Source organism: Yinghuangia sp. ASG 101 (genome assembly GCF_021165735.1).
Taxonomy (GTDB): domain Bacteria; phylum Actinomycetota; class Actinomycetes; order Streptomycetales; family Streptomycetaceae; genus Yinghuangia.
This window is the reverse complement of sequence record NZ_CP088911.1, coordinates 7610003-7636316: the sequence shown is the minus strand read 5'-3', so window position 1 is coordinate 7636316 and position 26314 is coordinate 7610003. Positions and strand designations below refer to the sequence as shown.

At 71.4% G+C, this 26314-nt stretch carries 23 protein-coding genes; 11 read left to right on the top strand and 12 right to left on the bottom strand.

Going from position 1 to position 26314, the window contains the following annotated elements; genetic code table 11:
- The first annotated feature begins 23 nt into the window (after window positions 1–23).
- Window positions 24–203 carry a hypothetical protein gene (locus LO772_RS32705; RefSeq protein ID WP_231775647.1) on the top strand — a complete coding sequence of 60 codons (180 nt, stop codon included), beginning with the start codon at window positions 24–26 and terminating at the stop codon, window positions 201–203.
- Window positions 204–346: 143 nt separating this feature from the next.
- On the opposite strand, the gene LO772_RS32700 is transcribed toward LO772_RS32705, so the two are convergent.
- The 3 genes from LO772_RS32700 to dctA all read right to left on the bottom strand — a co-directional run bounded on the left by LO772_RS32700 (window position 347) and on the right by dctA (window position 4593).
- Window positions 347–991, bottom strand: coding sequence for a hydrogenase maturation protease (locus tag LO772_RS32700; protein ID WP_231775646.1), 645 nt, complete (start codon window positions 989–991; stop codon window positions 347–349).
- Window positions 988–2691, bottom strand: a complete 1704-nt coding sequence (locus LO772_RS32695) for a hydrogenase maturation protein (RefSeq protein WP_231775645.1) — start codon at window positions 2689–2691, stop codon at window positions 988–990. The genes LO772_RS32700 and LO772_RS32695 overlap by 4 nt, the downstream gene beginning before the upstream one ends.
- 489 nt (window positions 2692–3180) lie before the next feature.
- Window positions 3181–4593, bottom strand: a complete 1413-nt coding sequence (dctA, locus tag LO772_RS32690; RefSeq protein ID WP_231775644.1) for a C4-dicarboxylate transporter DctA — start codon at window positions 4591–4593, stop codon at window positions 3181–3183.
- 272 nt (window positions 4594–4865) lie between these two features.
- Between dctA and LO772_RS32685 the strand changes: the two genes are divergently transcribed.
- Window positions 4866–6524: a sensor histidine kinase gene (locus LO772_RS32685; protein WP_231775643.1), complete on the top strand. Its 1659-nt coding sequence runs from the start codon at window positions 4866–4868 to the stop codon at window positions 6522–6524.
- The gene (locus LO772_RS32680; RefSeq protein WP_231775642.1) at window positions 6521–7219 is read left to right on the top strand and encodes a response regulator; all 699 of its coding nucleotides are present in this window, start codon (window positions 6521–6523) and stop codon (window positions 7217–7219) included. Before LO772_RS32685 ends, LO772_RS32680 begins: the two co-directional genes overlap by 4 nt.
- Window positions 7220–7464: 245 nt before the next feature.
- Here LO772_RS32680 and LO772_RS32675 read toward each other — a convergent pair whose 3' ends face one another.
- Complete coding sequence (locus LO772_RS32675) at window positions 7465–8655, bottom strand: cytochrome P450 (RefSeq protein WP_231775641.1); 1191 nt, start codon at window positions 8653–8655, stop codon at window positions 7465–7467.
- A 273-nt stretch (window positions 8656–8928) separates the two neighbouring features.
- Complete coding sequence (locus LO772_RS32670; RefSeq protein ID WP_231775640.1) at window positions 8929–9330, bottom strand: MerR family transcriptional regulator; 402 nt, start codon at window positions 9328–9330, stop codon at window positions 8929–8931.
- 103 nt (window positions 9331–9433) lie between these two features.
- On the opposite strand from LO772_RS32670, the gene LO772_RS32665 reads away from it, so the two are divergent.
- Window positions 9434–10222 carry an amidohydrolase family protein gene (locus tag LO772_RS32665; protein WP_231775639.1) on the top strand — a complete coding sequence of 263 codons (789 nt, stop codon included), beginning with the start codon at window positions 9434–9436 and terminating at the stop codon, window positions 10220–10222.
- 137 nt (window positions 10223–10359) lie between these two features.
- Here LO772_RS32665 and LO772_RS32660 read toward each other — a convergent pair whose 3' ends face one another.
- On the bottom strand, window positions 10360–10518 hold the full coding sequence (locus LO772_RS32660; RefSeq protein WP_231779843.1) for a hypothetical protein: 159 nt from the start codon (window positions 10516–10518) through the stop codon (window positions 10360–10362).
- A gap of 659 nt (window positions 10519–11177) precedes the next feature.
- Here LO772_RS32660 and LO772_RS32650 point away from each other — a divergent pair.
- From LO772_RS32650 to LO772_RS32640, 3 genes are all read left to right on the top strand, one after another.
- Window positions 11178–12332, top strand: a complete 1155-nt coding sequence (locus tag LO772_RS32650; RefSeq protein WP_269453126.1) for a serine/threonine-protein kinase — start codon at window positions 11178–11180, stop codon at window positions 12330–12332.
- A 644-nt stretch (window positions 12333–12976) separates the two neighbouring features.
- Window positions 12977–13405, top strand: coding sequence for a VOC family protein (locus tag LO772_RS32645; RefSeq protein WP_231775637.1), 429 nt, complete (start codon window positions 12977–12979; stop codon window positions 13403–13405).
- Between the two features lie 107 nt (window positions 13406–13512).
- Window positions 13513–14361 (top strand): COG4705 family protein, encoded by an 849-nt coding sequence (locus tag LO772_RS32640; protein ID WP_231775636.1) that lies wholly within the window; start codon window positions 13513–13515, stop codon window positions 14359–14361.
- Window positions 14362–14461: 100 nt separating this feature from the next.
- Here the strand turns inward: LO772_RS32640 and LO772_RS32635 are convergent, their stop codons facing one another.
- A complete protein-coding gene (locus LO772_RS32635) occupies window positions 14462–15475 on the bottom strand; it encodes an SDR family NAD(P)-dependent oxidoreductase (protein ID WP_231775635.1) in 1014 nt (337 codons plus the stop codon).
- Window positions 15476–15744: 269 nt separating this feature from the next.
- On the opposite strand from LO772_RS32635, the gene LO772_RS32630 reads away from it, so the two are divergent.
- Together LO772_RS32630 and LO772_RS32625 are read left to right on the top strand one after the other, a co-directional pair.
- On the top strand, window positions 15745–16926 hold the full coding sequence (locus tag LO772_RS32630) for a sensor histidine kinase (protein WP_231775634.1): 1182 nt from the start codon (window positions 15745–15747) through the stop codon (window positions 16924–16926).
- Window positions 16923–17588, top strand: coding sequence for a response regulator (locus tag LO772_RS32625; RefSeq protein WP_231775633.1), 666 nt, complete (start codon window positions 16923–16925; stop codon window positions 17586–17588). Before LO772_RS32630 ends, LO772_RS32625 begins: the two co-directional genes overlap by 4 nt.
- A gap of 20 nt (window positions 17589–17608) precedes the next feature.
- On the opposite strand, the gene LO772_RS32620 is transcribed toward LO772_RS32625, so the two are convergent.
- The 5 genes from LO772_RS32620 to LO772_RS32600 all read right to left on the bottom strand — a co-directional run bounded on the left by LO772_RS32620 (window position 17609) and on the right by LO772_RS32600 (window position 22649).
- Window positions 17609–18574, bottom strand: a complete 966-nt coding sequence (locus LO772_RS32620) for a transporter substrate-binding domain-containing protein (RefSeq protein WP_231775632.1) — start codon at window positions 18572–18574, stop codon at window positions 17609–17611.
- A 467-nt stretch (window positions 18575–19041) separates the two neighbouring features.
- Window positions 19042–19719, bottom strand: coding sequence for a hypothetical protein (locus tag LO772_RS32615; RefSeq protein WP_231775631.1), 678 nt, complete (start codon window positions 19717–19719; stop codon window positions 19042–19044).
- A 309-nt stretch (window positions 19720–20028) separates the two neighbouring features.
- Complete coding sequence (locus LO772_RS32610) at window positions 20029–21492, bottom strand: SulP family inorganic anion transporter (RefSeq protein ID WP_231779795.1); 1464 nt, start codon at window positions 21490–21492, stop codon at window positions 20029–20031.
- Window positions 21493–21533: 41 nt separating this feature from the next.
- Complete coding sequence (locus LO772_RS32605; protein WP_231775630.1) at window positions 21534–22133, bottom strand: carbonic anhydrase; 600 nt, start codon at window positions 22131–22133, stop codon at window positions 21534–21536.
- Window positions 22134–22319: 186 nt separating this feature from the next.
- Window positions 22320–22649: a hypothetical protein gene (locus LO772_RS32600; RefSeq protein ID WP_231775629.1), complete on the bottom strand. Its 330-nt coding sequence runs from the start codon at window positions 22647–22649 to the stop codon at window positions 22320–22322.
- Window positions 22650–22967: 318 nt separating this feature from the next.
- Here LO772_RS32600 and LO772_RS32595 point away from each other — a divergent pair, with 318 nt between their 5' ends.
- Window positions 22968–25493: a heavy metal translocating P-type ATPase gene (locus LO772_RS32595; RefSeq protein ID WP_231775628.1), complete on the top strand. Its 2526-nt coding sequence runs from the start codon at window positions 22968–22970 to the stop codon at window positions 25491–25493.
- A gap of 380 nt (window positions 25494–25873) precedes the next feature.
- Window positions 25874–26101 (top strand): hypothetical protein, encoded by a 228-nt coding sequence (locus tag LO772_RS32590; protein WP_231775627.1) that lies wholly within the window; start codon window positions 25874–25876, stop codon window positions 26099–26101.
- The last annotated feature ends 213 nt before the right edge of the window (window positions 26102–26314 follow it).

The window sequence follows — 26314 nt, the reverse complement described above, 5'->3', positions numbered from 1 at the left end:
GGAGCGAGGGAAAGGTCGGACCCGTGCACGAAGCGAAGGAAAAGGAACAGCTGGCCAGACGCGTGCTCATCGCGCAGGTGGTGATCGCCGGGGCGGTCCTGGCACTGGTGCTCGGCCGCGAGATCCCCGGGATCGTGAGGGAGGTCAGAATCTGGCGCATGGTGGGTGTACTCCCCCGCGGCTCGCGGCGGTGCCCGCGCTGACCACCCGCTCGACCGTCCCGCCCGACGCTCCCGCCGGACCCGCGCACGTGTTTCGCGCGGCCGGCGGGAGGTCGGGCGGCGGAATGTCGGCGCCGCGCGGCCGACGCGTCGGAACGCGTCGTGCCGGGCCCTGCGAGGCGCCTTCACGGCGCGACGGCGGACTCCTCGTGCGGGACCGCGGCCACGTCCCCGAGCGGGGCGGCGACGGGCCCACCGGCGGCGTCGGGGTGCGGCGGGTGTTCGTCGGCATTCCGCCACGAATCCCCGAGGTCGACGTGTGGATCGCGAACCAGCAGCTCCGCCACCACCGTCACCCAGTCCGCGGCGGCGTCGACCGCGGCGCGGACCGGTGGGCTGAGGCCGACCACCACGTCCGGTTCGTCGCCCCGCATGCGCACCTCCGGCTCGCAGCCGAGCACCACGACGCGCGGCAGCGGCGGCGCGCCGTCCTCCGCGAGCCTGCGGGCGAGCGCCAGCACCTTCACCGGGTCCATGCCGTGGGCCTCGGGGACCGCCGCGTCCGCGGTGTCGCCGAGGTCGGGCTCGACGAGACACAGGCTGCCGGGGGCGCAGCCGCGCGGGGCCGCGTCGACCAGGAGCACGGCCGCGTAGCCGTCGAGCAACCGGTACGCGAGGTCCATGCCGCGTACGCCGAAGTCGCGTACGTCCGCCGCGTCCGGCAGGTCGCGGTCGCGCAGGGCGGTCACGACCTCGGGCCCGAAGGCGTCGTCGGCCAGGAAGATGTTCCCGACACCGGCGATCAGGACCCGGTGCCGACCGGCGGTCACGGGCGCCGCCCGGAGTCGCGGCCGGTGGCGGAGGCGCCGGGCCGGGGAGGCCGCTGCTTGCGCACGAACGCGGAGCGCAGGGCGTGGTAGGGGGCGCTCGGGTCGAAGAACGTGCGGCGCATCGACGCGAGTTCCTCCGCGCGGTAGGCGGCCAGCGGCTTGATCGCCTCGTCGTGGGCGCGTCGGCGCTTCTTGTCGGTGAGCCGCTGGTGGGTCGCCGGGTCGGCGGCGAGATCGGCGGCCAAGTCGGCGACCGTTTCGGCGAATTGCCCGGGTGAGGCGGGTACGAGGCGGTGCACCAGGCCGATGCGGTGTGCCGTCGCGGCGCTCACCGGCTCGGCGGCGCGCAGCAACGCGTCCGCGCCCTCGGGGCCGACGCGCCGCGGCAGGGTGTACGTCCAGAACTCGGACCCGGGCAGGCCCATCAGCCGGTAGTGCGGATTGAGCACGGCGCCGGTGCGGCACCACACTTCGTCCGCCGCGATCGCCAGCATCACCCCGCCGGCGGCGGCGTTGCCGCCCAGGGCCGCGACCACCAGCCGGTCTGTCGTGGTCAGCACCGCCTCGACCAGGTCGTCCATCGCCTCGATATTCGCCCACGACTCCTCGGCGGGGTCGGGGGCCGCCTCGATGACGCCGAGGTGGATGCCGTTCGAGAAGAAGTCGCGGCAGCCGCCCAGGACAACCACCCGTGTCGGGCGCCGGCACGCGTGGCGGTAGGCCGCGAGAAGTCGGCGGCACTGTGTGGCGCTCATCGCTCCGCCGGGGAACGAGAAGCGCACGAAGCCGACGGCGTCGCGTTCTTCGTACCGGATGTCGGAGAACGTGTGTCGCCGTGACGGGAGTTCGAGGGGGACGGGGGCCTCGGGCACGTCCGCGAGGAGTGTGCCCAGTGCCGACGCGGCCGGGAGTTTGACGGACCCGGGTCCGCCGGGGCGGCTGCGGCGCCGCAGTTGCGGGATCCAGACCGCGCCGTCGCGGGTCGCGCGGCAGATGGCTCCGGCACGTGTGGCGATCACCGCGCCGGGCGTACCGCGCAGTTCGTCCTCGATGTGGCCGCCGTGCAGGAACCACGGCCCGCCCGGCAGGTCCTCGTCGAGGACACCGGGCCAGGAGTCGGCCGCGCGCAGGGAGCGCAGGACGGTCTCGCTCGCGTCGGTGTGCCAGTCGATCGCGCGTTCGGCCTGGGGAAGCGACGGTCTGGTGCGCACCGCGAGGCCGGTCTGCGGTGTCGGCCGGTGAATCCCCGACGCGAAGCGGCCGACGGCGAGCAGCAGCGCGTCCGACGCCGCGTCCGAGAATTCGCCGCGGTACAGGTCGCTCTTGCCGACCGGGGCCACGGGGAACGCCCCGGATGCCCAGATGTCCCCGGCGTCCATCTCGGCGTTCGCCTGGAGCACGGTCACTCCCCACGTGGCGTGGCCGTCCTGGATCGCCCGGTCGAGCGACGAGGGGCCGCGGTCGCCGGGCGGTCCCGGGTGGACGATCAGGCAGGGGTGCCGCGACCAGACATCCTCCGGGACGGCCACCTTCAGCATCGGCGCGACGACGAGTTCGGGGGCGTGGCGGGCGACGGCGGCGCGGACGTCGTCGGGCCCGTCGACCCGTTCGGTGTCCGCGTGGTGCCCGCGGTCGCGCAACTCGACCTGCACACGTTGGGTCAGGCTGTTGAACGCACTCGCGATGAGCAGGATCCGCACGACCGCTCCACCTCCGGGTCTCTCGCACGACGCACCGCGGTCACGGCGTCGCTCCGGACGCCGTGTGTGGATCCTGCTCGTTCGTCGGCCGCACCCGCGGCTCATCACGCCGAACGGCTCGGTGGTTCCGTCGGAAAGGCGAATCCGGTGCGGTCGTCGGGTGGCACGGGTGGCACGGGTGGCTGGGCCCGCCGGCGCGTTTCGGCGAGGGCGTACGCGATGGTCGCCGTGGTGCGGTCGATGGCTCCGCGGCGCCCGCGGCGGACCCGTCTCCGGGATTCCGGCGGCCGAGCGCACCAGGTCGCGCCAGGCCGTCGGCGTCGCGGCGTTTCGCGGTTCGCCCGGCGGTCGGCGGGTTGGGGGGCGTACATCGTGCCGTGGCGAGTGAGCGTGGTCGTCATGAGGACCGAGTTACTTCCCGTCGATCTGCTCTGATCGCGGCCGTCGCCGCCGCGTACGGTGGGCGTGACAGGCCCCCCTCGAGGTGCCTCAGGCGACCGTGCCCGCGGTGGTCGGGCGGGTGAGGGCGGGATGGTCGGTGGGGGTGCCGGCGTGCACGGGGTCGGGGACGGGGAGCGGGGTGACCGGATCGCCCGCGAGGACCTTGCGGGCGCGGTCGCGGTCGAGGACGCCTTCCCACGCCGCGACCACAAGGCTCGCGACGGCGTTGCCGCAGACGTTGGTCAGGGCCCGGCACTCGCTCATGAACTTGTCAATGCCGAACACCAGCATGATGCCGGCCACCGGCACGTGTCCGACCGTCGACAGGGTCGCCGCCAGCACGATGAACCCCGAGCCGGTGACCCCGGCCGCGCCCTTCGAGGTCAGCAACAGCACGCCGAGCAGGCCGAGTTGCTGCCCGAACGACAGTGCCGTGTCGGTGGCCTGTGCCACGTACAGGCCCGCGAGCGTCAGGTAGATGCAGGTGCCGTCCAGGTTGAAGGAGTAGCCGGTGGGCACGGTCAGGCCCGCGACCTGGCGGGGTACGCCCAGGTTCTCCATCTTGGTGACCACGCGGGGCAGGACGGTCTCGCTCGACGACGTGCCGAGCACGATGAGCAGTTCGTCCTTCATGTAGCGCAGCAGCCGGAAGATGTTGAGCCGGATGACCGCCATCACGATGCCCAGGACGACGAGTACGAAGAACAGGCTGGTGCCGTAGAAGATCGCGATCAGCCTGCCGAGGCTGGTCAGGGTGTCCAGGCCGTACGCCCCGACGGTGAAGGCCATGGCTCCGAACGCGCCGACCGGTGCCGCGTACATCACGATCCGCAGGACCGAGAACAACACCTGGCCGGTCTTCTCGATCCCGGCGGCGACCCCCGCGGCCGGGCGTCCGACCAACTTGATCGCGATGCCGAACAGGACGGCGAAGAACAGGACTTGGAGGACGTCGCCGTCGGCGAAGGCACCCACGACGCTGCTCGGGACGAGGTCGGTCAGGAAGTGCCACCAACTCTGCGAGGAGCCTTCCTCGATGTAGCCCCGGGCGGTCTCGGTGACCTGGATGGCGCCCACGTCGGCGTGCACGCCGTCGCCGGGGCGCAGCACGTTCATCACGACCAGGCCGAGGACCAGGGCCACGGTGGTGAGCACTTCGAAGTAGACCAGGGACTTCCAGCCGATGCGGCCCGCGCTGCGCAGGTTCTCGACGCCCGCGATCCCGGTGACCACGGTCACGAAGATGATCGGCGTGATGATCATCTTGATGGCGTTGACGAAGGTGTCGCCGAGAGGCTTCAGCTCCTCGCCCGTCGACGGCCAGACGGCCCCGACCACGACGCCGGCGAGGATGCCCAGGAGCACCCACACGTAGAGCTGGGTGTACCAGCGGCGCCGGGTCGGCGGCGTGGCGGCGCCGGGAGTCGGGGCGACTCCCTCTGCCGGGGTGGCCTCGGCCATGGCGGACTCCTTCGCGGTGATGTCCGGTTCCGGAACCGTCCGGAAACCTCGGGGAAATACGACGTGCCGACCGGTACTGTGGCGCGCCTCACAACGAGGAATCCCTATTACGCGCATTACGCGCACGACCGTGTGTCCGAGACGCCCGTCCCGGCCGGGGTATGGGCCGCGGAAACCGGGGGTTGCGGTGGCGCCCCCCGGCCGGGCGATACTTCGACGTGAGTCACTTGCACCCCGGGGGATCACCGAGCACATCCGAGGCCGCAGTTTCCGTGAGCGACACCCCCACCGCCCGTCGACCCGCACGCCGCCGCCCGAGCATCGCCGGACAGGTGCTGCTGTGGCAGTTGGCACTGGTGCTGCTCCTGATCACCGCCGGGTCGGTGGTCGCGGTGCGCACCCTGGGCCAGTCGGCCGAGGACGCCGCCCGCGAGCGTGCCCTCGCGGTGGCCCGCACGCTCGCCCAGGCCCCCGGCATCGCGGAGGCGGTCTCGTCGTCCGACCCTTCGGCGCGCCTGCAGCCGGTCGCCGAGTCGGTCCGCCACGAGAACGACGTCGATTTCGTCGTCGTCATGTCCACGGCGGGCATCCGCTTCACCCACCCCGATCCCGGGCTGATCGGAGGGCGCTTCGTCGGCCACATCGACGCGGCGGTGCGCGGCGAGGCGTTCACCGAGTCCTACACGGGCTCCCTGGGGCCGTCGGTGCGGGCGGTCGTGCCGATGTTCGCGGAGCCGGGCGCGGCCCCGGGAGCCACGCCCGTCGCCCTTGTCGCCGTCGGGGTCACCGAGCGGCACATCGACTCCTTGGTGTGGGACGACATCCCGCTGGTCGTGCTCATCGCGGCCGGGGCCCTCACCCTCGCGGGCGGCGCGGCGGTCGCCGTACACCGCAGGCTCCGCCGCCAGACCCTCGGGCTGGGCCCCGACGAACTGCGGCGCATGTACGAGCACCACGACGCGGTGCTGCACGCCGTACGCGAGGGCCTGGTCGTCCTCGACGGCGACGGGCGCCTGATGCTCGCCAACGACGAGGCGATCAGGCTCCTCGCGCTGCCCGCCGACTTCGAGGGCCGCGACGTGCGCGATCCCGAACTCGATCTCGACGAGACCCTTGCGGCGACGCTCGCGGCCGGACACACCGTCGAGGACGAGTTGCACGTGGCCGGCGACCGCGTACTGACCGTCAACGTCAAGGCGACGGAACGCGACGGCCACGTACTCGGCGCGGTCGCCACATTGCGTGACCACACCGAACTCCGCGCACTCGTCGGCGAACTCGACGAGGTCCGCAGCTTCGCCGAGGCTCTGCGGGCCTCCGCACACGAGGCCGGAAACCGGCTCCACACCGTCGTCGCCCTGATCGAACTCGGGCGCCCCGAGGACGCCGTGCGCTTCGCGACCGGCGAAATCGCGGCGTCTCAGCTCTTGGCCGACCGGCTCACCACCGGGGTCCGCGAACCCGTCGTCGCCGCACTGCTCTTCGGCAAACACGCGCAAGCCGCCGAACGCGGCGTCCACCTGACCGTCACCGCCGACCGGGCACCCGACCTGGAGGCGTACTGCGAACCGGGAGACCTGGTGACCGTGCTGGGCAACCTCGTCGACAACGCCATCGACGCCGCCGCGTCGGCACCACCACCGCGCACCGTCGAGGTGACCGTGGAGGCCGGCACCGGGCCGCGTCCCGAACTGGTCGTCGTGGTCGCCGACAGCGGCCCCGGCGTCGACGCCGAGAGCGCCGCCCGGATCTTCGAGCGCGGCTGGAGCACCAAGGCGTCCCACGGACCTCAGGGACGCGGCCTCGGCCTCGCGCTCGTGCGGCAGATCACCGAACGGCACGGCGGCGCGATCACGGTGGCCCAACGCCCTTGCCAAGGCGCCGAGTTCACCGTTCGCATGCCCCTCGACACGATGCCGGAGAGACCGTGATCAGCACATTCGTCGTCGAGGACGACCCGGTCCTCGCCGAAGCCCACGCCGCGTTCACGCGACGCGTGCCGGGCTTCGAGGTCGCCGGGATCGCGGGCCTCGGCACCGAGGCGCTGCGGATGCTCGCCACCCGCGAGGTCGATCTGCTGCTGCTCGACCTCTACCTCCCCGACGTGCACGGCCTCGACCTGTGCCGGGCCATGCGCGCCCGGGGGCACCAGGCCGACGTCATCGTGGTGACCTCGGCGCGGGACTTGGCCCTCGTACGCTCGGCCGTAGCCCTCGGCGTCGTGCACTACCTCCTCAAACCCTTCTCCTTCGCCGCGTTCAGCGAACGCCTGCACGGCTACGCCGAATACCGACGGCGCATCGCCGACGAACCGGGCGAGACCACGGCCGCCGGACAGGACGACGTCGACCAGGCCTTCGCGGCGCTGCGCCACGCGCCCCGGACGCCGCCGCTGCCCAAGGGCCTGGCCGCGGCGACGTTGGAGGCGGTCGTCGCCCGGCTCCGGACGGGCACCCGCGTATCCGCCGCCGACATCGCCGACGCCGTGGGGGTGTCACGCCCGACGGCCCGCCGGTATCTGGACCACCTGTCCGCTCGGCGCCTCGTCCAGCGCGAACCCCGCTATGGCGGCGCCGGACGCCCCGAGTTCGTCTACCGCTGGCTTGGTGACGGCCCACCGGTGTAGCGGCGTCGGCGTGGTCACGGCGGATCGCTGCACACGACTCGGCCGCCGCGTCACGCGGGCGACGGCCTCATCCGCCGGAGGGCGGCGACGCGCCGGAGACCCGACCGGAGAGGTCCGTTGGTCGCGGTGGGGGCCACCGTGGAAGGGCCTCCACGGCCTGACGCTGCGGCAGCTCCGTCCGCCGGACGTCGGTCCCGTACTCAATAACGGCGTCGCGGGCCGCGGTCGGACTCTCCCGGTGGAGTTCAGCCGACGTCGACCGGCATGCTGTCCCAGCCCCGGACGGTCGTGGTGGGTGAGCGGTGGGCGTTCGCCATGTCGGCCCGCCAGTCGGGGAAGCGGTTGAGGACCTCGTCGAGGGCGACGCGTCCTTCGAGGCGGGCGAGGGCGGCGCCGACGCAGAAGTGGACGCCGTGGCCGAACGTGGCGTGCTGGCCGATGCCGCGGTGGATGTCGAACCGGTCGGGGTTCTCGTACCGGCGTTCGTCGCGGTTGGCGGACGAGAGCATCATGAGCATCGCGCTGCCGGCCGGGACGGTCCGCCCGTGGATCTCGACGTCCTCGGTGACGTAGCGGGCGATGTGCGGGCCGGGTGGCTCGTAGCGCAGCAGTTCCTCGATCGCGTTGGGGATCAGCGCGCGGTCCTGGGTCAACTCGCGGCGTTGGCCAGGGTGTTCGGACAGGACTTTGCCCATCCAGCCGAACAGGCGGCCGGTTGTCTCCACACCGGCACCCGCGATCACCGCGACGAAGATCAGCACCTCCTCCTTGGTGAGCCTGCGGACCGTTCCGGTCTCGTCCTCGAACTGTGTATGCAGCAGTTCGGTGATGAGGTCGTCGGAGGGGTTCTTGACGCGCCAGTCGACGTACTCGGCGTACATCTTGCCGTCGAAGTACAGGCCCTGGTTGACCGGGAGCGGCTGTCCGGGCCTGTTGCGCAGGCTGCGCTGGGCGTGGTCGCGTACGGTCGGCTGCTCGGAGTCGGGGATGCCCATCAGCATGCCGATCGCCCGCATGGGCAGCTCGTTGCCGAGGTCGAGCACGAAGTCGAACCGGTCGGAGCCCACCAGCGGATCGAGGCACGCGATGCAGAACGCGCGGATCTTCGCCTCGATCTCCCGCATCTTCTTCGGGGAGAACGCCTTTTGCACCAAGGCGCGGTGGATCGTGTGGATCGGCGGGTCCTCGTTGATGAACGAGCCCGGTGGCATCTCGGGCGCGGCCTTGACGACCTCCAGGATGTCGCCCTTCGCCGAACTGAACCGGCGCGTGTCCTTCGCCGCGGCCACGACGTCGGCGAAGCGGCTCAGGCCCCAGAAGTCCAGGCGCTCGTTGCGGTAGAGCGGCGCCTCGTCGCGCAGCCGTTTGTACACCGGGTACGGATCGCGGTCGATCTCGATGTCGTACGGGTCGTAGTACAGCTCGGTGCGGCTCACGGGGCCCCTCCTCGGACGGTCGCTTGTACAGTCGTATAGCAAACGCTGTACGTTCGTAAAGGGCGATGAGTGGTTTTTCTTCGCTTCACGACGGCAAGGCCACGAGGGCCGGCTGCCCGGGGGCGCCGTGCGGTCCCCGCTCCTCGCCCCGGCCGCGGCTGGCTGGCTGGCTGGCTGGGCCATGGGAAGGGCCATCCGCGCCCGGAGCCAGGAGACCGGGAAACGCGCCCGTACCGCCCTGTCCGAGCTGGTCAAGACGGGAAAACCCGTCAGCTACAACGCCGTTGCCGCGCTCGTCGACGAGGCGCGGGGCGCGGCGGCTGTGGGAGCGGTCTCGGCGGTGGTGATGATCCGCAACAGGACGTCTCTCGCCGCGTTGATCTCGGCCGATCGCTGATCAAGAGTGCGCAGCTGGGCGCGGAGCGTGTCCAGCACGCCGGGACACGGCAGTACGGCGACCTCGGCGTTGGTGCACGGAAGGACCTGGCGGATGACGCGCGTCGACAGTCCCGCCGCGAGGAGGGCCCGGATCCGCAGTACCGCCGAGAGGACGGTCTCGTCGTAGTTCCGGTACCCGTTGGGCTTGCGGTCGGGCCGGAGCAGGCCCACCCGTTCGTAGTAGCGAAGGAGGCGTTCGCTGGTTCCGGTTCGCTTGGCCAGTTCTCCGATGAGCACCGTCCGCTGTTCCTCTCAGGTTTGACCTTCCAACAGTGTCAACGAGCAACAGTGGGTCCGCCCCGCCGCATTCCGGCGGCCGGCTCTCCCCCTGGAGGAACCTGTGATCATTGATGCCCACAGTCATGTCCACGACCCGGTCGACAGCCACCTTGCCGCCCTGGACGACGCGGGCGTGGATCGCGCGGTGCTCTTCGCGACTCGCCCACATCCGGAACGAGCCGTCGATCTTGTGTCACTGCGTCGCGAGATGAGTGTCCTCGGCAACGCCCTGGCAGGTCACGGCAACAGCGTCGAGGGCTACCGCACCGCGTGGGCGGAGCTGCGCCAGGCCCTGGCCGCACACCCGGACCGGTTCATCGGGTTCGGTTCCGTGCCGCTGGACCTGCCCGAGGAGGACATCGCGGCCTTGGTCGACAGCGAAGTGGTGGGCCGCGGACTGCGCGGCATCGGGGAACTCACGCCTCCCGCGGGGAAGGCCGCCCGGATCGAGCCCGTGCTGGCCGCAGCGCACGACCACGGCGGGCTGCCTGTCGTCGTCCACGGGTTCGCCCCCACCACCGCGGACGACCTGCGCACCCTGTCGCGTCTCGCCGCGCGCTACCCGGCGGTTCCCCTCGTGGTCAGCCAGCTGGGTGGGTCCAACTGGATGGAGGCCATCGAACTGGTCCGTGACACTCCGAGCATGTACCTGGAACTGTCCACCGCCAACATCATCTTCGCGGTACGGATGGCGATTCGCGAGATTCCCGAACGCGCGCTGTTCGGCTCCGACGCCCCCTATGGTGATCCTGTGCTCGCCCGCACCACCATCGAACGGGTCACCCCTCCCGGCGAGTTGCGTGACCGGGTGCTCGGAGGAACCCTGGGCGAGCTCTTGGGCGTTCTCTGAATCCATGCCTCGCGACGGGCCGTGTGGGGTCGGATCCCCGAATTCCTTCCGAGGTCGACTCCGGAGCCGGTCGTGAGCAACTGCGGTGTCGGATCGCGAAGGCTGTGCGGTGGCGCTGGGCGGCGCGGTCGGATGCTCTACCGCGGCAAGTCGGCGGCGTCGTACGGGTGCCGGGCGCTCTCGACGCTGCCGAGGTTGGCGGTGGCCCATTCGGCGAGATGGGCGAACAGCGGCGCGAGGCTGCGGCCAAGCTCGCTGATCGCTGCGCATGGCCGCACGTCGACTTCGACGACCACCTCCGGGCGTTCTACCACGACTCCTGCGGGTTCACGCCGACGGACGCGGGACTCATCGCGCTTTGACGGGCACGGTGAGACGCGCTCGATCCGGCGACGAAGCGACCCGTCGACGACCTGGACCGGGTCGTCGCGGTTACCGCGCGGGCCTGGTCATCCCGCCGTCCACATCTGGGCCGCACGATGATCCCTGGGAAAACTCCCGGGTCGCCGTGGTGTTGGAGAGCGAGCCGGAGGCGTTCGGCTCCACGGGGCGACCCGGACGGCCAGCGCGGGTCGGTCGGGTGATCACGTGGGCGACCGGGGGGTGCCGTGTGTGCGGTCGGACGCGGCCGAGGGCGTCGCCGGTCGGCTGGTGGTGCTCCCCCGGCCGGCACCCCGCCCGGGTTCCTCTGCCGGATCGTGCCGGGCTCGGTGACCGACCACGACAACCGATGCCGCCGCATCGTCGCATGTCAGACCTGCCAGTCGCGCGTCCGTGGACCGCACGGCGGCCGGTCGCACGGCGCCCGACGAAACGCCCGCGGTGCCGAATCCCTCGTGGCCGGCCGCCGGTTGAGCCACGCTGGTGATTGCGTGCGCCCGATATTTCGGTGTGGTCGGGGTGAGCGGGGAGGTGACGTGCCATCAGCGACAAGCCGGAGTACGTACCCGCACCTGTGCTTCCGCCCCGTTATCAGCTCGTCGGCCTGATCGGACTCGGCGGCATGAGCAGGGTCTGGAGTGCCTTCGATCGGCACCGCCGTGACATGGTCGCGGTCAAAGTGCCGCGGACGGACGAAATCACCCGGGTGCACTTGCAGTTGTTGGAGTGGGAGGCGGAGACGGCTTCGGCCGTGCGGCACAAGAACGTGATGCGCGTGCTGGGCGTGGACACTTCCGGCACGGAGTACACCCCGCATCTGGTCGTGGAACTGGCGTACGGCAAAACGCTGGCGCACATCATGAGCTTCGGCGGGGCGATGGACCCCCGCAAGGTAGCGCACGCCGGGGCGCAGACCGCCGATGCGCTGGACGCCGTACACCGCGCGCATATCGCCCACCGCGATGTGAAGCCGGAGAACATCATGCAGTCAGAGAAAGGCGACATCAAACTCGTCGACTTCAGTCTCGCCGCGTCCACACGGCGGTTGGGGCCCGGCGCGCGCGGCTCGCTGGCGGGCACTCCCGGGTACCTGCCGCCCGAAGTCGCCAAGGCGCACCAGCGCGGCGCCAAGGCGAAGACCCTGCGGGGGCCGCCCGCGCCGTCCCCCGCGGCGGACATGTATGCACTCGGCCTGGTCCTCCACGAACTCACCACAGGCAAGCATGTGTTCGACGGGGATCTCAAGAAGGGTCTGCAGGCGCAGGTCGACGCGCGCGTACCACGGTTGTCCGAATTGCGGGACGACGTGCCACAAGCGCTGGACCGCCTCGTCGCGCACCTCACCGCGAAGAGGCCGAGGAACCGGCCCCCCTCGGCCGGGGAAGTGTCCGCCGAACTGGCCGCCATCGCCGCGAGTCCGCCGGGACGCGGCGCAACGTCCATTCCCGTCACGGGCGTTCGGCCGCACACAGCGCAGACCGCGCATACGCGTCAGCAGCCGGCTTCTCCGTCACGGGCGACCTCCGATTCACGGCCCTCGCCACCCTCCGCCGGGTCGTCGCCCTCACCGGAACGGGTGTCGGCGGCCGGTCTTCGTCCCGCTTCCGCCGCACCGGGAGCCGGCGCGTCGACAGGGCACCCAAGCCCCGGCCCCGCGCCGCAGCCGTCGGCCCGTGCGCAGCGGACCCCCCGTGTGAATTCCGGGCTCAGAAAGCGCCTGGAGCCATGACTCGCGGGCGTCGGCGCGATCTCGTCGGGCCCGGCGATTCGGAAACCCCCGGTGGCGATCGTCCCGGCCACGGTGATCCTGCGGATCATCGTCGTGCGAGCAGTGGCGATGTTCGCGGCCCTGGCCCCACGGGCCAACGCGCGACTGGGGGGGCAGAAGTCGGTCGGCTCGCGCCCTGCGTCGACGCTTTCCGGAAGTCGGGCGCGGTCGATCAGCTCTGCCATGAACACCGCCGGGTGCCCCGGGGTGAAGGCGTGCGCCTTGGCGTTCCCGGCGGGGGTCTTCCCGATGTCGAAGAGAAGACCGAGTCTGCGAACGTCAAACTCACTCAGTTCGACGCCGGACTTGTCTTCTCCACCGCGCATCGGGTATCCCTTCACGACCGGGTGTGTTCGCAAAGGCTCACGGTAGCCTATTGACGATACTCATCGTCTCACATATGGCCACGGCGAAGTTCGGCCATCGCCTCCAGGACTGTGCCGCTACGCCCCCGAATCCCCCCGGATACGGATGATCCGACCCCACCCGCGGGGATCACGACACCTTGACGATGAATTGAATATTGCTATAGCAATGCCCCATGGCGTCAGTCGGGAACGGTGCACCTACGAGGGGCGGCAGAAGTGGAACAACCTGGCCCAACCGTGGCGGTTCGGGGATTCTCCCATCTTGGCATCACGGTCACCGATCTCGCGCGGTCGACGGCGTTCTACACCGAGGTGTTCGGCTTCCGGGTTCTCTACGAGAACGTCGAACCCGCGTGGAAGCGGGTGGGGTTGGTGCTCGACTCCACCGTGCTCGAACTCTTCGGCCCACACCCCGTCGGCCAGGCGCTCGAACCGATCGACATGCTCTATCCGGTTCCCTACGGCCGACCCAAGATCGCGTTGACGGTGGCTGACGTCGACGCCGCCCATGCCGCGCTCACGAAGCGGGGTGTCCCCCTTCTCGGACCCGTCACCGAGACCGGCCGATCGCGACTTCTCTTCGCTCTGGACCCCGACGGAACTCCGATCCAGCTTCAGCAGTTCCGCGATGGACAGCATCGACTGGCCGCGGTGTTCGGACACTGAGCCGAAGCGCCGCCGCGCATGCGGCGCCCCGAGTCGCGCCGCGGCCCCCCGGACACCGTTTCCGACACTCAGGTTGTCCTCAGCATGCCGGTGGGACCGTGCGTCGCATGACTACTCGGGGCCGCGCGGTGCGCGGCGTTGTTGCCAGGGTGCCGGTGTCGAAGGTGCCGGAAGTCACCGCGTACTTCTGGGCCGTCAAGGTGCTGAGCACCACGGTGGGCGAGACGGGGGCCGACTTCGTCATCGACAACGTCGGGCTCGGACTGGCCGGGACGTCCGTGCTCGCCGCGCTCGTCCTGGCCGTGGCCCTCTGCGCGCAGGTACGCGCGTCGCGCTACGTCCCGGGGCTGTACTGGACGGCCGTGGTCCTGGTCAGCGTCGTCGGCACGCTGCTGAGCGACAACCTGACGGACAACGTCGGCGTGCCGCTCGAGGTCAGTACGGCGGGCTTCGCGGTGCTGCTGGGGGCGGTGTTCGCGATGTGGTGGGCGCGCGAAGGGACGTTGTCGATCCGGTCGGTCGTCACCCGCCGACGGGAATTGTTCTACTGGTCGGCGGTGCTGGTCACGTTCGCGTTGGGAACGGCGGCCGGTGACCTGCTGGCGGAGCGCCTCGATCTCGGGTACCGCAACTCGGTGTTGGTGTTCGCGGCGACGATCGCCGTGGTGCTGGTCGCCCATTACGGACTGCCGCGCGGGACGCGCCTGGGCGCTGTCGGCGCGTTCTGGGCGGCCTACGTCCTCACCCGTCCGCTGGGAGCCTCGCTGGGAGACTGGCTCGCGCAGCCGCACGACGCGGGCGGGCTGGGGCTGGGCGTCACGGCGACCAGTCTGGTGTTCCTGGCGGCCATCCTCGGGCTTGTCGCGTACCTTTCGCTGACCCGGATCGACACCCTGGACGCAAGCGCCCCGACCGCCGGCGACCTCGGCCCACACACGCCTCCGCGGGAGAACTAGCCGCACGACCGGTTCCGACCGGACGACTCCCCGCGCGGGCGTGGAGTCGTCCGTCACGCCGGGCCACCCCACGATCGCGGGGTCGGGTGGCCAAGTGGTGTCAACTGCCAGGGGGCGCGCCGGGGGGCATGAGGAGGCGGCGGCCGGCGGTGACGCCGCCGTCGACGAAGACCGAGGCGCCGGTCATGTAGGGGAAGTCGTCGGACGCCAGGCCCAGGACGGAGCGGGCGATGTCGTCGACTTCGCCCAGCCGTTGCAGTGCGTCGACGTTGTTCTGGCCCATCCAGATCTTGGCCTGTTCCCAGGTCGCGTCGTCGATGTCGGGAGGCCGGATGAACGGTGTGTCGGTCGTGCCGGGCATGATGCTGTTGATGCGGATGCCGTGCCTGCCGTAGTCCAACGCGGCCCCTCTCACGAGGCCTTCCAACGCGCGCTTGCTCGCCGAGTACACGGACCCGGTCGCGCGGGAGATTTCGGCCGCGGAGGACGAGGTCACGATGACGACGCCCTTGCCGCGTGCCATCAGGTGCGGGATCTGGTACTTGAGCGCGAGGAAGACACCGCGCACGTTTGTGGACATGACGTCGTCGAACGTCTCGCTGGGCACCTCGTGCACCGGCCCCGTGCGGCCGATGCCGGCGTTGTTGAAGGCGATGTCGAGGCCTCCGTACTCGTCGGCGACGCGGTCGACGAAGGTCCTGACGTCCCGCTCGACCCGCACGTCGCAGCGAACGTACAGGGCGGTTCCGCCGGCCCGGCGGATCTCCCGCTCGACTTGGTGGCCGAGTTCGACACGTCGGCCGCAGAAACCGACCTTGGCGCCTTCCGCGGCAAAGGCGAGCGCGGTGCCGCGGCCTATGCCGGAGGTGGCGCCGGTGATGATGACCACCTTGTCCTGGAATCGCCCGCCACGCCGACGGGGGTCCGGTTGGTCATCGGGGGTCTTCTCGGGGGACGCCGACGCGGTGGACCCGACCGCGGACAGGCCCACCGCCGATGCGAGCGCGGCGGCGCCGCTGAGGAAGACGCGTCGGCCATGGGACCCCATGCGCTCGGGCGCGGGGTCGCCTGCTGCGGAACGTGCGTCGTGGTCGGGGGGTGGCTGCGTTGTCATGGGGTGATCGTGTCCGAACGCGATCACGCGCGGTATCGGCCTTTCGGCCCGGGTTCCGGCCGACCGGCCGGTCCCGGCTCCTTCCTGAGGAGGACAACACCCCAGCGGACGACGCCTATCGTCGAGTGGTGTTTGGCATCGCCGCAATCCCTCTCCCCTCGTATCGCCGGCACTTCGCTCGCTATGTTCTGATTCCCACGGCGATCGGATGCCTGTGGGTCGGTCAGACAGGTGGTGCCCCCTCGGCGGCGGACTGGGGGTGTTTCGTGGTGGGACTGGCCCTGTGTCGCGCCCCGGCGGCATCGCCGTTGGTGGTGACGGGACAGTCGCTGGTCCTCCTCGCGGCCGAACGGTTCGGCGACGCGACCCCGATCGCCCTGAAGCTCCTTGTCGCGCTCAACCTCCTGGAACTGACCGCACAGCGCCTCCGACGCCGCGACGTCGTGCTCGGAGCAGGTGTCGTGTCGTCGACCTACCTGGTGATCGGCGCGGGCCGCATCGGCTCGGAGCCCGGCGACGTCCTGTACAAGACGGCCCTGGCGGTCGGCGCCCCGCTGCTGGTCGGGGCGTACCTGCATTCCACACATCGGCTTCTTCTCAAGTCCCGCGAACGCGTCGCCGAGGCGGAGCGGAACCGCTTGCTGGCCGCCCAGATGGCGCGCACGGCCGAGCGCACCGCGATCTCCCGGGAGGTCCACGACCTGGTCGCCCACCACGTCGCCTCCATAGTGCTGCGGGTCGGTGTGGCGCGTCATGTCGTCGACACGGCCGACGACCGGGTCCGGGAGGTCTTGGACGATGTCCACGAGACCTCCGCCCGTGCGATGGACGACCTCAGGCGCCTTGTCGCGATGCTCAGACAGCGCGACTCCGGCGTTGGCGAGGACGCGTGGCCCATGGCCCCCAAGGAACTGGTTCCCGCGCTGGAAGCCCTCGCGGTCAACAGCCGTCGTGCCGGCGTGACGGTCAACCTGCGCATCGACCCCGCGGTAGGCGACGTCGACTCGCTCCAGGCCGTCGCGGTGCTGCGGATTGTGCAGGAAGGCTTGACCAATACCGGCAAACACGCGGGGCCCGGCACGACGGTACGAGTGGATGTGCGGCGCGAGCCCTGGGGTGGCACCACGGTGGACATCGCCGACGACGGCGGCGTGCCGGCGTCGGCGCGACCGGTACACAAGGGGCACAAGGGGCACAAGCGTGCGGACGCCGCCGGACTCGCGGCCCGGGGCGGGACCGGGTCGTTCGGCACCTTCGGCACCGGACACGGCATTGTCGGCCTCCGTGAGCGTGCGACCCTGCTCGGTGGCACGTTCCACGCCGGGCCCGACGCCACGGGAACGGGGTGGCGCGTCACCGCGACACTCCCGCCCGTGTACAGCGACGGCGAGTCCGCGGTGTGGTCGCCGCCAGGCGACCGCGACGACCGGATTGAGGAGGTCGGCAGGTGATCCGCGTGCTTGTCGTCGACGACCAGCGCCTGGTCAGGGCCGGGCTCCGCATGCTGTGCGACTCGGCGCCCGACATCGAGGTCCTGGGCGAGGCCGAGGACGGCCACCAGGCCACCCGACTGGCCACGGAACTCCGCCCGGACGTCGTCCTGATGGACCTGCGTATGCCCGGCATGGACGGGACCGCCGCGACCCGACGCGTCTTGGCCGACCGTCCCGCCACCAGGGTTGTCGTCCTGACCACGTTCGACGACGACCAGCACCTGTACCCCGCGCTGGCGGCCGGCGCGTGCGGTTTCCTCGCCAAGGACGTCGGCCCCGGGGAACTCCTGGAGGGAATCCGGCTCGCGGCCGGCGGCGGCCACCCCTTCAGCCCGAAAGTGCTGCGCCGCGTGGTCGAACGCGCCCTCCAGGCAGGCGATCACGAGAACTTGGGGCCGCGGGCATCAGCGGCCATCGGCACCGCGACATTCACCCGACGCGAACGCGACGTACTCGCGCTGCTCGGTGCCGGCCTGTCGAACGGCCAAATCGCCACGCGCCTGAACATCGGTGTCACCACCGTCAAGACGCACATCACCACGCTGATGACCAAGACCGGCAGCCGCAACCGCGTCCGTCTCGCCGTCCTCGCCGCCCGGCACGGCCTGCTCCCCGAGTGACCGAGCCAATCGGGCGCCGATCATGAGCCCGTGCGCGGTTCCCGGGTCGCGGGCGGTGGTGACGCGGTGGCGCCCGACGGGCCCAGGGTGGCCTGGTAGGCGGCCTGCCAGTCGCCGTTGTCGATGTGGTGGCGCAGGGAGGCATTGATCGCGTCGCGCAGCGCGGTCTCCCCGGTCGGCACCGCCACGGCCAGGCCTGGCGGGCTGACCGGTGGACCGACCGGCCGTACGTCGTCGGGGCGTTCGGCGGCGAGTCCGCGCAGGTCGAGGTCCGGGCCGTAGACGGCGTCGACCTGGCCGCCGAGAAGGCTTGCCTCGCAGTTGGCCAATTGGGGCAGGGGTACCTGCACCGCCTGCGGATACGCCGTCTTGGCATCTTCCTGGTTGTCGTCACCCTCGACCAGGCACAGGCGACGGCCGGCCAGGGGGTCGGTGGTCGTGGTGATCGCGTCGTTGTTCCTGGCCACCAGCAGGGCGGCACCGCCCGCGTAGTACGGGTCGGAGAGCAGGAACGGCGGTTGTGTGCCGTCTCCGGTGTCGATCCAGGTGAGGCCGACGCTGAAGTCGACGTCGTTCGGCCATCGCAGCCGCCCGCCGGCGCTGTCCATCGTGGGGCCCGGCACCACCCGTATCCGGTCCGGGCCGAAGCCGATGTCGGCGGCGATCATGGTGGCGATCTCGATGTCGAACCCGGAATAGCGGTCGCCGCCGTTCACCTTGGACGCCACGCCGGGCGTACCCGAGTGCGGGATGGAGACGACGAGTTGCCCGCGTTGGTGCGCCTGCGTCCAGTGGGCCGAGCCCGGTACCGAGGCCGCGGTGTCGACCGTGTAGTCGTGGGGGGCCGGTGCGGCGGACCGGTCGCTCGGCGCCGAGGCGGCCGTGGACGCCGGTCCTCCGCTGTCGGCGGATTGAACGCCGCTCCCGCCACCGGAGGAGCAGCCCGCGGCGAGCGACAGCGACGCGGCGGCGAGCACGGCAGCCACCCGGCTGGTTCGCGATCGGCAACAACGGGCGACACTGGGCACGGTGGGCAACGGAACCTCCCGGCAGGTCATACTCAACGGGCATTCGGGCGCAACGAGCCTACGCGCCGACGGGAGCCACCCGTCAGCGGACGGGGGCCACCGGGGCCTCGCCGCAGGCCCATCGACTCGTCGCGAGCACCGGTCGGCCGCGTTGCCGGAACGCCGAAACCCAAGCCGGATACGGAGCATTGTCCGGTCATCAAGCGGCGTTCCCACCCGCGGTTCACCGAACAGCAGCCGGACGCCGCGTTGTTCGTCCATGCCTCGGCCTACTCCGGGCGCCTCACGGCCCATTGCGACCGCATTCAGGCGGCCAAGGCACCCATGCGGGAGGCCAGCGCCGGGTGGCTCCTCCTCGCGTCCGGGCCGGCGAGATCGCCGCGCTCCCGGCGCCGGTCATCGACGGGCGTACCCGGGGCCGCGTTTCAGTGGTAGTGGCGCGCCACGATCGGGTCCGCGTGCCATTCGGCGGCGGCGCCGTTCCTGTCGCCGTGCCGGTGTCGGGCGCCGAAGCGTTCGCCGCGGGCGGACCCTTCGGTGCCCGCGGTGCCCGGCTTGCCGCGCCGCGTCCGGGCCTTCGCCCTGCGACGCATCATGCCGTGCGCCTGCGCCTCGGCACGCTGTTGTTCGCCCTGGAGGGCGCTCACCACCACGATTCCCCCGGTCAGGGCGGGGACCACCCACTGCATCACCCGCAGCCGGCGACGCGCGTCCGCCGCCCCGGCCCCGTAGTGCTTGGGGTCCAGAGCGCCCCGGGCGACGTCCATGCCCAGCGAACGGGTGTAGGCGGACGCGGCCAGGGCCGCACCGGTCAGGGCGGTCTTGACCAGGGAGACCGAGGCGACGCCTTCCTGCCGCCGGACCCGGTCGGCGTTGGCGGCCAGCAGCGCCGCGCCACCGACCAGGTGCGCCCCGACGGCGGAGGCCACGACGGGCGCCCAGCGCATCCACCCGGCACCGGCGATGCGGGCCGTCTCCTCGGCCGTTCGGCCCTGCGACACGGCCGCGCCGTTCAGCCCCACCGCGCCCATCAGCGATCCGCCGAACCAGGCCGCCAGGCCCAAATCGTGCATGCTCCGCACCACTGCGTTGGTCTCCGACATCGCCCGTCCTCTCGGCGCCGACCAGCGGCGCCGGTCGGCGCCCAGGCCAGAATCACCCGGTTCCCCGCGCGCGGCGACCGGGGGCGGCGCATTCGGACCAACCCGCTCCCGCGGCCTCCCGATGCGCTGTTCGTGTGCCTGAGGGCCCAGGGCACCGCGGTGGTTGCCGCCCCGGGGCGTCGGATCGCGGCCCGTTCCCGCTCGGCGAAGAGCCACGGCGAGGGCCGTCCCCGTGTTGCCCGGGGGCGGCCCTCGCCGGTGGTTCCGCGTGCCCGGAGACCCGGTTCGCCACAGGTGTTGGGGGTGCCTTCAGGAGGCCGTGACCTTGACCGGTTCGGTGTCGCCGACGCTGTGCCGGGCGGCCCAGTTCTCCAGTGATGTACGGCACGCGTGGTCGAGGTGGTGCAGTCCGGACAGATGCAGCTCGATGGGCCGGTGCTGCGGCAGGGCCTCCAGGGCGTCGAGGATCTTCGGCAGCCGCAGGAAGGTGGCGTTGCCGAGCAAATGGGCCTCGATCGGACCGGAGCCCTTGTCCACGACGTCCAGGCGCACGTGGGAGGTCTCCCATGCCGTCTTGACCACGGCCAGGGCCAGTCCGATGAGCACGCCCTCGAACATGCTCACCGTCACGATCCCCACCGCCGTGGCGGCGAGGACCAGTGCCTCGCCGCGGTGTTCGCGCCACAGGCCGCCCAGTTCCCGCAGGGGAATGAGCTTGCAGCCGGAGTAGACGAGGACCCCGGCGAGTGCGGCGATGGGGATGACGCCGAGCGCGGCGGGCATCAACGCGGCGAACAACAACAGCCACACGCCGTGCAGCACCCGGGACGCCTTCGTCTTCGCTCCCGCCTGGACATTGGCGGCGCTTCGGACGATGACGGCGGTCATCGGCAGCGCGCCCAGCAGCCCGCACACGGTGTTGCCCGCGCCCTGGGCCATCAACTCCTTGTCGTACTGGGTGCGCGGGCCGTCGTGCAGGCGGTCCACCGCGGCGGCGCTGAACAGACTCTCCGCCGACGCGATGAGGGTGAACGCCAGCACGGTGCCGATCGCGCCGATCTCGGCCATGTGCCCCAAGTCGCCGGGGTCGGGCGGCTGGATGGCGTCCAGAAGTCCGCTCACCTCGACCTTGGCCACCGAGAGGTCGAGGAGGAAGGCGGCGGCCGTCGCGAGGCCGACGGCGGCCAGCGGCGCGGGGAGGACCCGAAAGGCCTTCGGCAGCTTCTTCCAGCCGACCAGCACCGTGATCGTCACCGCGCCGAGGAGGAACGCCGTCAGCGCGGTGCCGCCCGAGCCGAACGTGTCGGCGAACAACCCGGGGAGCCCGGTGATCTTCTCCAGCCCGTCGGCGGGAGCCTTGGTGTCCGCCATGGCGTACAACTGGCCCGCGATGAGCACCAGCCCGATCCCGGCGAGCATGCCCTCGACGACGGCGACCGAGATGGCCCGGAACCACCGGCCGAGTCGCAGGGCGCCCATGACGAGTTGCAGCAGCCCCGCCGCGAGGACGAAGCCGCCGAGAGCGGGCAACCCGTACTCGCGCACGGCCTCGAAGACGAGCACGGTCAGTCCGGCGGCCGGGCCGGAGACCTGGAGGCTGCTGCCGGGCAGCAGACCGGTGACCACTCCCCCGACGATGCCGGTGACCAAGCCCAGTTCGGCGGGCACCCCCGATGCGACAGCCACCCCGACGCACAGCGGGAGCGCCACGAGGAAGACCACCAAGGAGGCGGTGATATCGGCCCGCGGGACGATAGCCCCGGGTCGGCGCAGGTGCCGGCCTGTGGCCTGCCACCCGCGCCGGGCGCGCGCCCTCACAGCGGAAGGAACGCGTCGACGGACGGACGGTGGGCCAGGACCAACCCGGTGTCCACGGCGTAGAACCAGCCGTGGACGCGGAGTCGCCCGTCGGCCAACCGCTCGGCCACACACGGGTATTGGCGCAGCCGCGCCATCTGCTCGCGTACGTTGCGCTGCGCGGCGGCGGCGACCCCGGCGCCCTGGTCCTCGCGCAACTCGCCCAGGTCATCGGGAAGTTGGGTGTCCAGCCAGCCTGCCACGGCCGGTACGGAGCTGAGGTCGGCGCCGTGCACCCGCGCGCCGACCGCCCCGCAGTGCGAGTGCCCGCACACCACGATGTCCGGCACACCGAGCACGCCGACCGCGTACTCGATCGTGGCGGCCTCGCCGCTGGGCCGCTCGACGGTGTAGCGGGGCACGGCGTTGCCGGCCGTGCGGAGTTCGAAGAGTTCTCCGGGACGCGCCCCGGTGATCAGGGACGGGACGACCCGTGAGTCGGAGCAGGTGATGAACAGGGCGTGCGGCGACTGCCCCAACGCCAAGTGACGGAAATCCTGCGGGTGTTGTTCGGTGCGCCGCGGGAACGAGCGTGCGTGGTCTATGAGGTGCTTCATGGATCAGGTGCCTCCTGTGCGCCGTGGTGGGCGCGACGGTGTGACGATGGATCTTGGGGCGAGGCGGACAACGAGAGCGCGCGGCGGCCCGAACAGGGCGGGCACGGCCCACCGCACGGCGAACCGCCCGTGCGGATACGGCGGATGCTCACACGGTGTCGGGAGCGGTTGCGCGCTCCGAGCCTTTCAGCAGCGGAAAACCTGAAGCGTGTCAGGAGATCTGTCGCCGAGGGCTCTCAGCTCGTCCCGCGGCGAAGCGTGCGGGACGGATGCGTCGGCGGCGGGAGCGGCCGAGGCCATGGATGTGTCGTGGGCCGCTTTGGCCGCGACGAGGTCTTCCGCCTGTTGGCGGTCGCGGTTCCAGTAGTGGCCGGAGAGTTCCTCCGAGCGCTCGGAACCGTCGCACAGTTGGGTCTGCGATGCGTCCGCGGAGGACCCAAGCGCGTGCGCCTCGACCACGGCAGCGCCGGGGGCGGTCACGTGGAGAGTCACAAAAGCCGTGATCAGCACGGCCACTGCCAGAAGGAGCTTCGTCGCTCGGGCTCGTGCCACTACTCGGCTCCCAGGAAGAGTCGGGCATATGCAACGGGCTCGCGACTTCGGTGCCACCACCCTGCTCACCGAAGGTTATCAGTAAGTCGTAAAACGTGATGTCAGTGGCGGAACCGCGCCCTACCGCCGTGACGGCATCCGGTGCGGCGGGTCGCGCGCCCTGGGCGCGCCGCGCGGCGAGACTGGGAGGCAGCGGCCTTGGCCCACGCGGCACTTGGTCACCTCCGTGGCCCCGGGCCCTCGGAGAACCGCACCCTGGCACCGATCGAGAAGGCGACAGCCGTGGGACACACCGCAGCGGACGACCGGCGCCCACACGGACACGGTCCGAGCAGCGCGCACGAGGAACACCGCGGTACGGCCGTGCTGGACGTACGCGGTCTGCCGTGGGCCTCCCAGCAGAGCACCATCTCCGCGGTGCTCGGGCGCCGTCCGGGGGTTCTGGACGTCGAAGCGAACCTCGTCGCGCAGTCGGCGACCGTCGTCTACGACCGGAGACGAACGTCGCTGGCGGAGTTGCGCCGCTGGGTGACCGAATGCGGGTACCACTGCGCGGGCCAGGTCGTCCCGTCCCACCTGTGCGATCCGATGGCCGATCCCGGCACCGATCCCGGCCCCGGCCGCGGAGGCGCGCTCACGGCGCCTCCCGAACCGGCGACACACACCCGGCGGCCGGACCACGGGCCCGAGGCCGAGGCGAAGCCGTCGCCGCGCGAGGCGGCGGACCACGGCGACCACGCCGGCATGTCCGTGCGGGCGATGGCCGCCGGCATGCGCAACCGCTTCCTGGTGGCGCTGGTGTTCTCGGTGCCGATCGTGATCTGGTCGCCGATCGGCGAGGACGTGTTCGGTCTCGACGTCCCCGTCCCGTTCGGGTTGCGCCAGGACGTGTGGGCGCTGCTGCTGAGCCTGCCGGTCGTGTGCTATTCGTGCACGATCTTCTTCACCGGCGCCGTGCGTGCCCTGCGCGCCCGTACCCTGGACATGATGGTGCTGGTCGCGGTCGCCGTCGGCGCCGGCTGGCTGTACTCGCTTGTCGTGACCCTCTCCGGGGGCGGCGATGTCTTCTACGAAGCCGCGACCGTGCTGGCCGCGTTCGTCCTGCTCGGCCACTGGTTCGAGATGCGGGCCCGGGGCGGCGCCAACGACGCCATCCGGTCCCTGCTCGACCTCGCGCCGCCCCGCGCCCTCGTCGTGCGGGACGGTGAGCCGGTCGACGTGCCCACCGCCGAAGTCGTGGTCGGTGACCTGCTGTTGGTCCGTCCCGGTGCGCGGATCGCGGTGGACGCGGTGGTCGAGGCCGGGGAGAGTGAGGTCGACGAGTCGATGGTCACCGGTGAGAGCCTGCCGGTGCATAAAGCACCCGGTTCCCCGGTGGTCGGTGCGACCATCAACGCCAATGGGACGCTGCGCGTACGCGCCACCGCCGTCGGTTCGGACACCGCCCTGGCCCAGATCGTCAGACTCGTGCACGAGGCCCAGAACTCGAAGGCTCCCGGCCAACGCCTCGCCGACAAGGCGGCGTTCTGGCTGGTCCTGGTCGCCCTGGTCGGCGGGGCGACCACGCTGGCGGTGTGGTCGCTCGGCACCGACCGCTCGCTCGGCACCGCGATGCTGTTCGCCATCACCGTCGTCGTGATCACCTGCCCCGACGCCCTCGGACTCGCCACGCCCACGGCCATCATGGTCGGAACCGGCCTCGGTGCGAGGCGCGGCGTCCTGTTCAAGAACGCGGCGGCCTTGGAGGCGTCCGCGGGGATCGAGGTCGTCGTCCTGGACAAGACCGGGACGTTGACCAAAGGCGAGCCGGAAGTCACCGACGTGGTCGCCGCCTCCGGGTTCACCGACCGCGAACTCCTGTGCCTGGCCGGGGCGGTCGAGCGCGAGTCCGAGCATCCGCTGGCCGAGGCCGTGGTCCGCCACATCGCGGGTCGGGGCATCGAATCCCCTGGTACGGCACGGGAGTTCGAGGCGGTTCCGGGCGAGGGTGCGGTGGCCGTCGTGGACGGCCGGCGCGTCGTGGTGGGCAACCGCCGACTGGCCGAACGCGAGGGCATCGACGTCGGACCGCTTGCCGCGCGTCGCGACGAACTCTCCGCCTCCGGCCGAACGGTCGTCACCGTCGGCGTCGACGGCCGCGCCGCCGGCCTGATCGCCATCGCCGACGCGCCCAGGGAAACCTCCGCCGCCGCGGTCGCCGAACTGCACGCCCTGGGCGTCGAGGTCGTCATGCTCACCGGCGACAACGATGCCACCGCCCGGCGCATCGCCGGCCGGCTCGGCATCGGCACGGTCGTCTCCGAGGTCCGGCCCGGCGACAAAGCCGCCACGGTCGCCGAACTCCAACGCGGCGGACGCAAAGTCGCCATGGCCGGCGACGGCGTCAACGACGCGCCCGCCCTCGCGCGGGCCGACCTCGGCATCGCCATCGGCGCCGGGACCGACGTCGCCATCGAGACCGCCGACCTGGTCCTCATGCGCTCCGACCCGCTCGACGTCCCGACCGCCTTGCGCATCGGACGCGGGACCCTGCGCAAGATGCGTCAGAACCTCGGCTGGGCCATCGGCTACAACGCCATCGCCCTGCCCATCGCCGCGGGCGTCTTCGAACCCGCCACCGGACTGGTCCTCCGCCCCGAGATCGCGGCCTTGTCGATGTCCGGTTCCAGCATCATCGTCGCCGTCAACGCCCTCTCCCTCAAACGCCTCGGGCTGCCGCGGCCGGGCGCGACACCTGAACCGTCTCCGGTGTCCCCCGCCACGGTGCGCGACGGAGACGAGGGCAACGCCCCGCGCCGAACGGCGTGAGGATCACGGGGAGTTGAGGAGGGACGCCCTGGGTGGCCGCGTTCCAGTCGGGCATGTGGCTCCGGCGAGCGCGAGGCCACCGCGACGATCTCCCCGTCGCCGACCCTCCGCATCGCGTCCGCGAACCCCGCCTCGATCGCGCCCGGCCCCACAATTCCCCACCGGATCATGCGCGTTCCCCTCGATCGGCCCCACGCTGCGGGCAGCCCGGTGCCGGCCGCCGTCATGGGCGGGGTTCGAAGAACACCAACACGAAAATAGCACTGTAGTGCTGTTTTCGCTGATCCGCGGCCCCGGGGTTCGGAGGTGTCCGGAACGAGGCCGGACGCGGAACTCGTCGCCGCGGGTGGATAGTTCACCCACAAGGCCCCCTGCTCGGCATGTGCGACCGAGTTGGCGGATGCGCCGCACCCGACCGACTTCGGGATCTCGCCGACCAGGAGCGAGACCTGAACGCGGACTGGCTGGTCGCGGCCACCATCGCCCTCGGGCATACCGCGGACCGGCAGATTCGGATGGGCCGCCTGGACGCACGGGCCGCCTCACGGCAGCTCCGCTCGACGGTGATGCGCTTGTACGGTGCCCGTGGCCCCGCCGCGTCACGATGACCGAGCGATGCCAACTCCCCTGTGGACGGGGTCCCGGGTGTTCTGCGTCGGCAGGTCCGGCCGGATGTCGGGTGTGATCGGCGGATGAGCCACCCCGGTGCCTCGGGGAGTTGGCGGGAGAGTCCGTCCTGTGTGTCGGCCCCCGGTGGCCCAATCCGTCAGCCTCCGGCGTAGTCCCGTTTGATCACGGGCTTTCGAGCGCAGGCTCGGCGG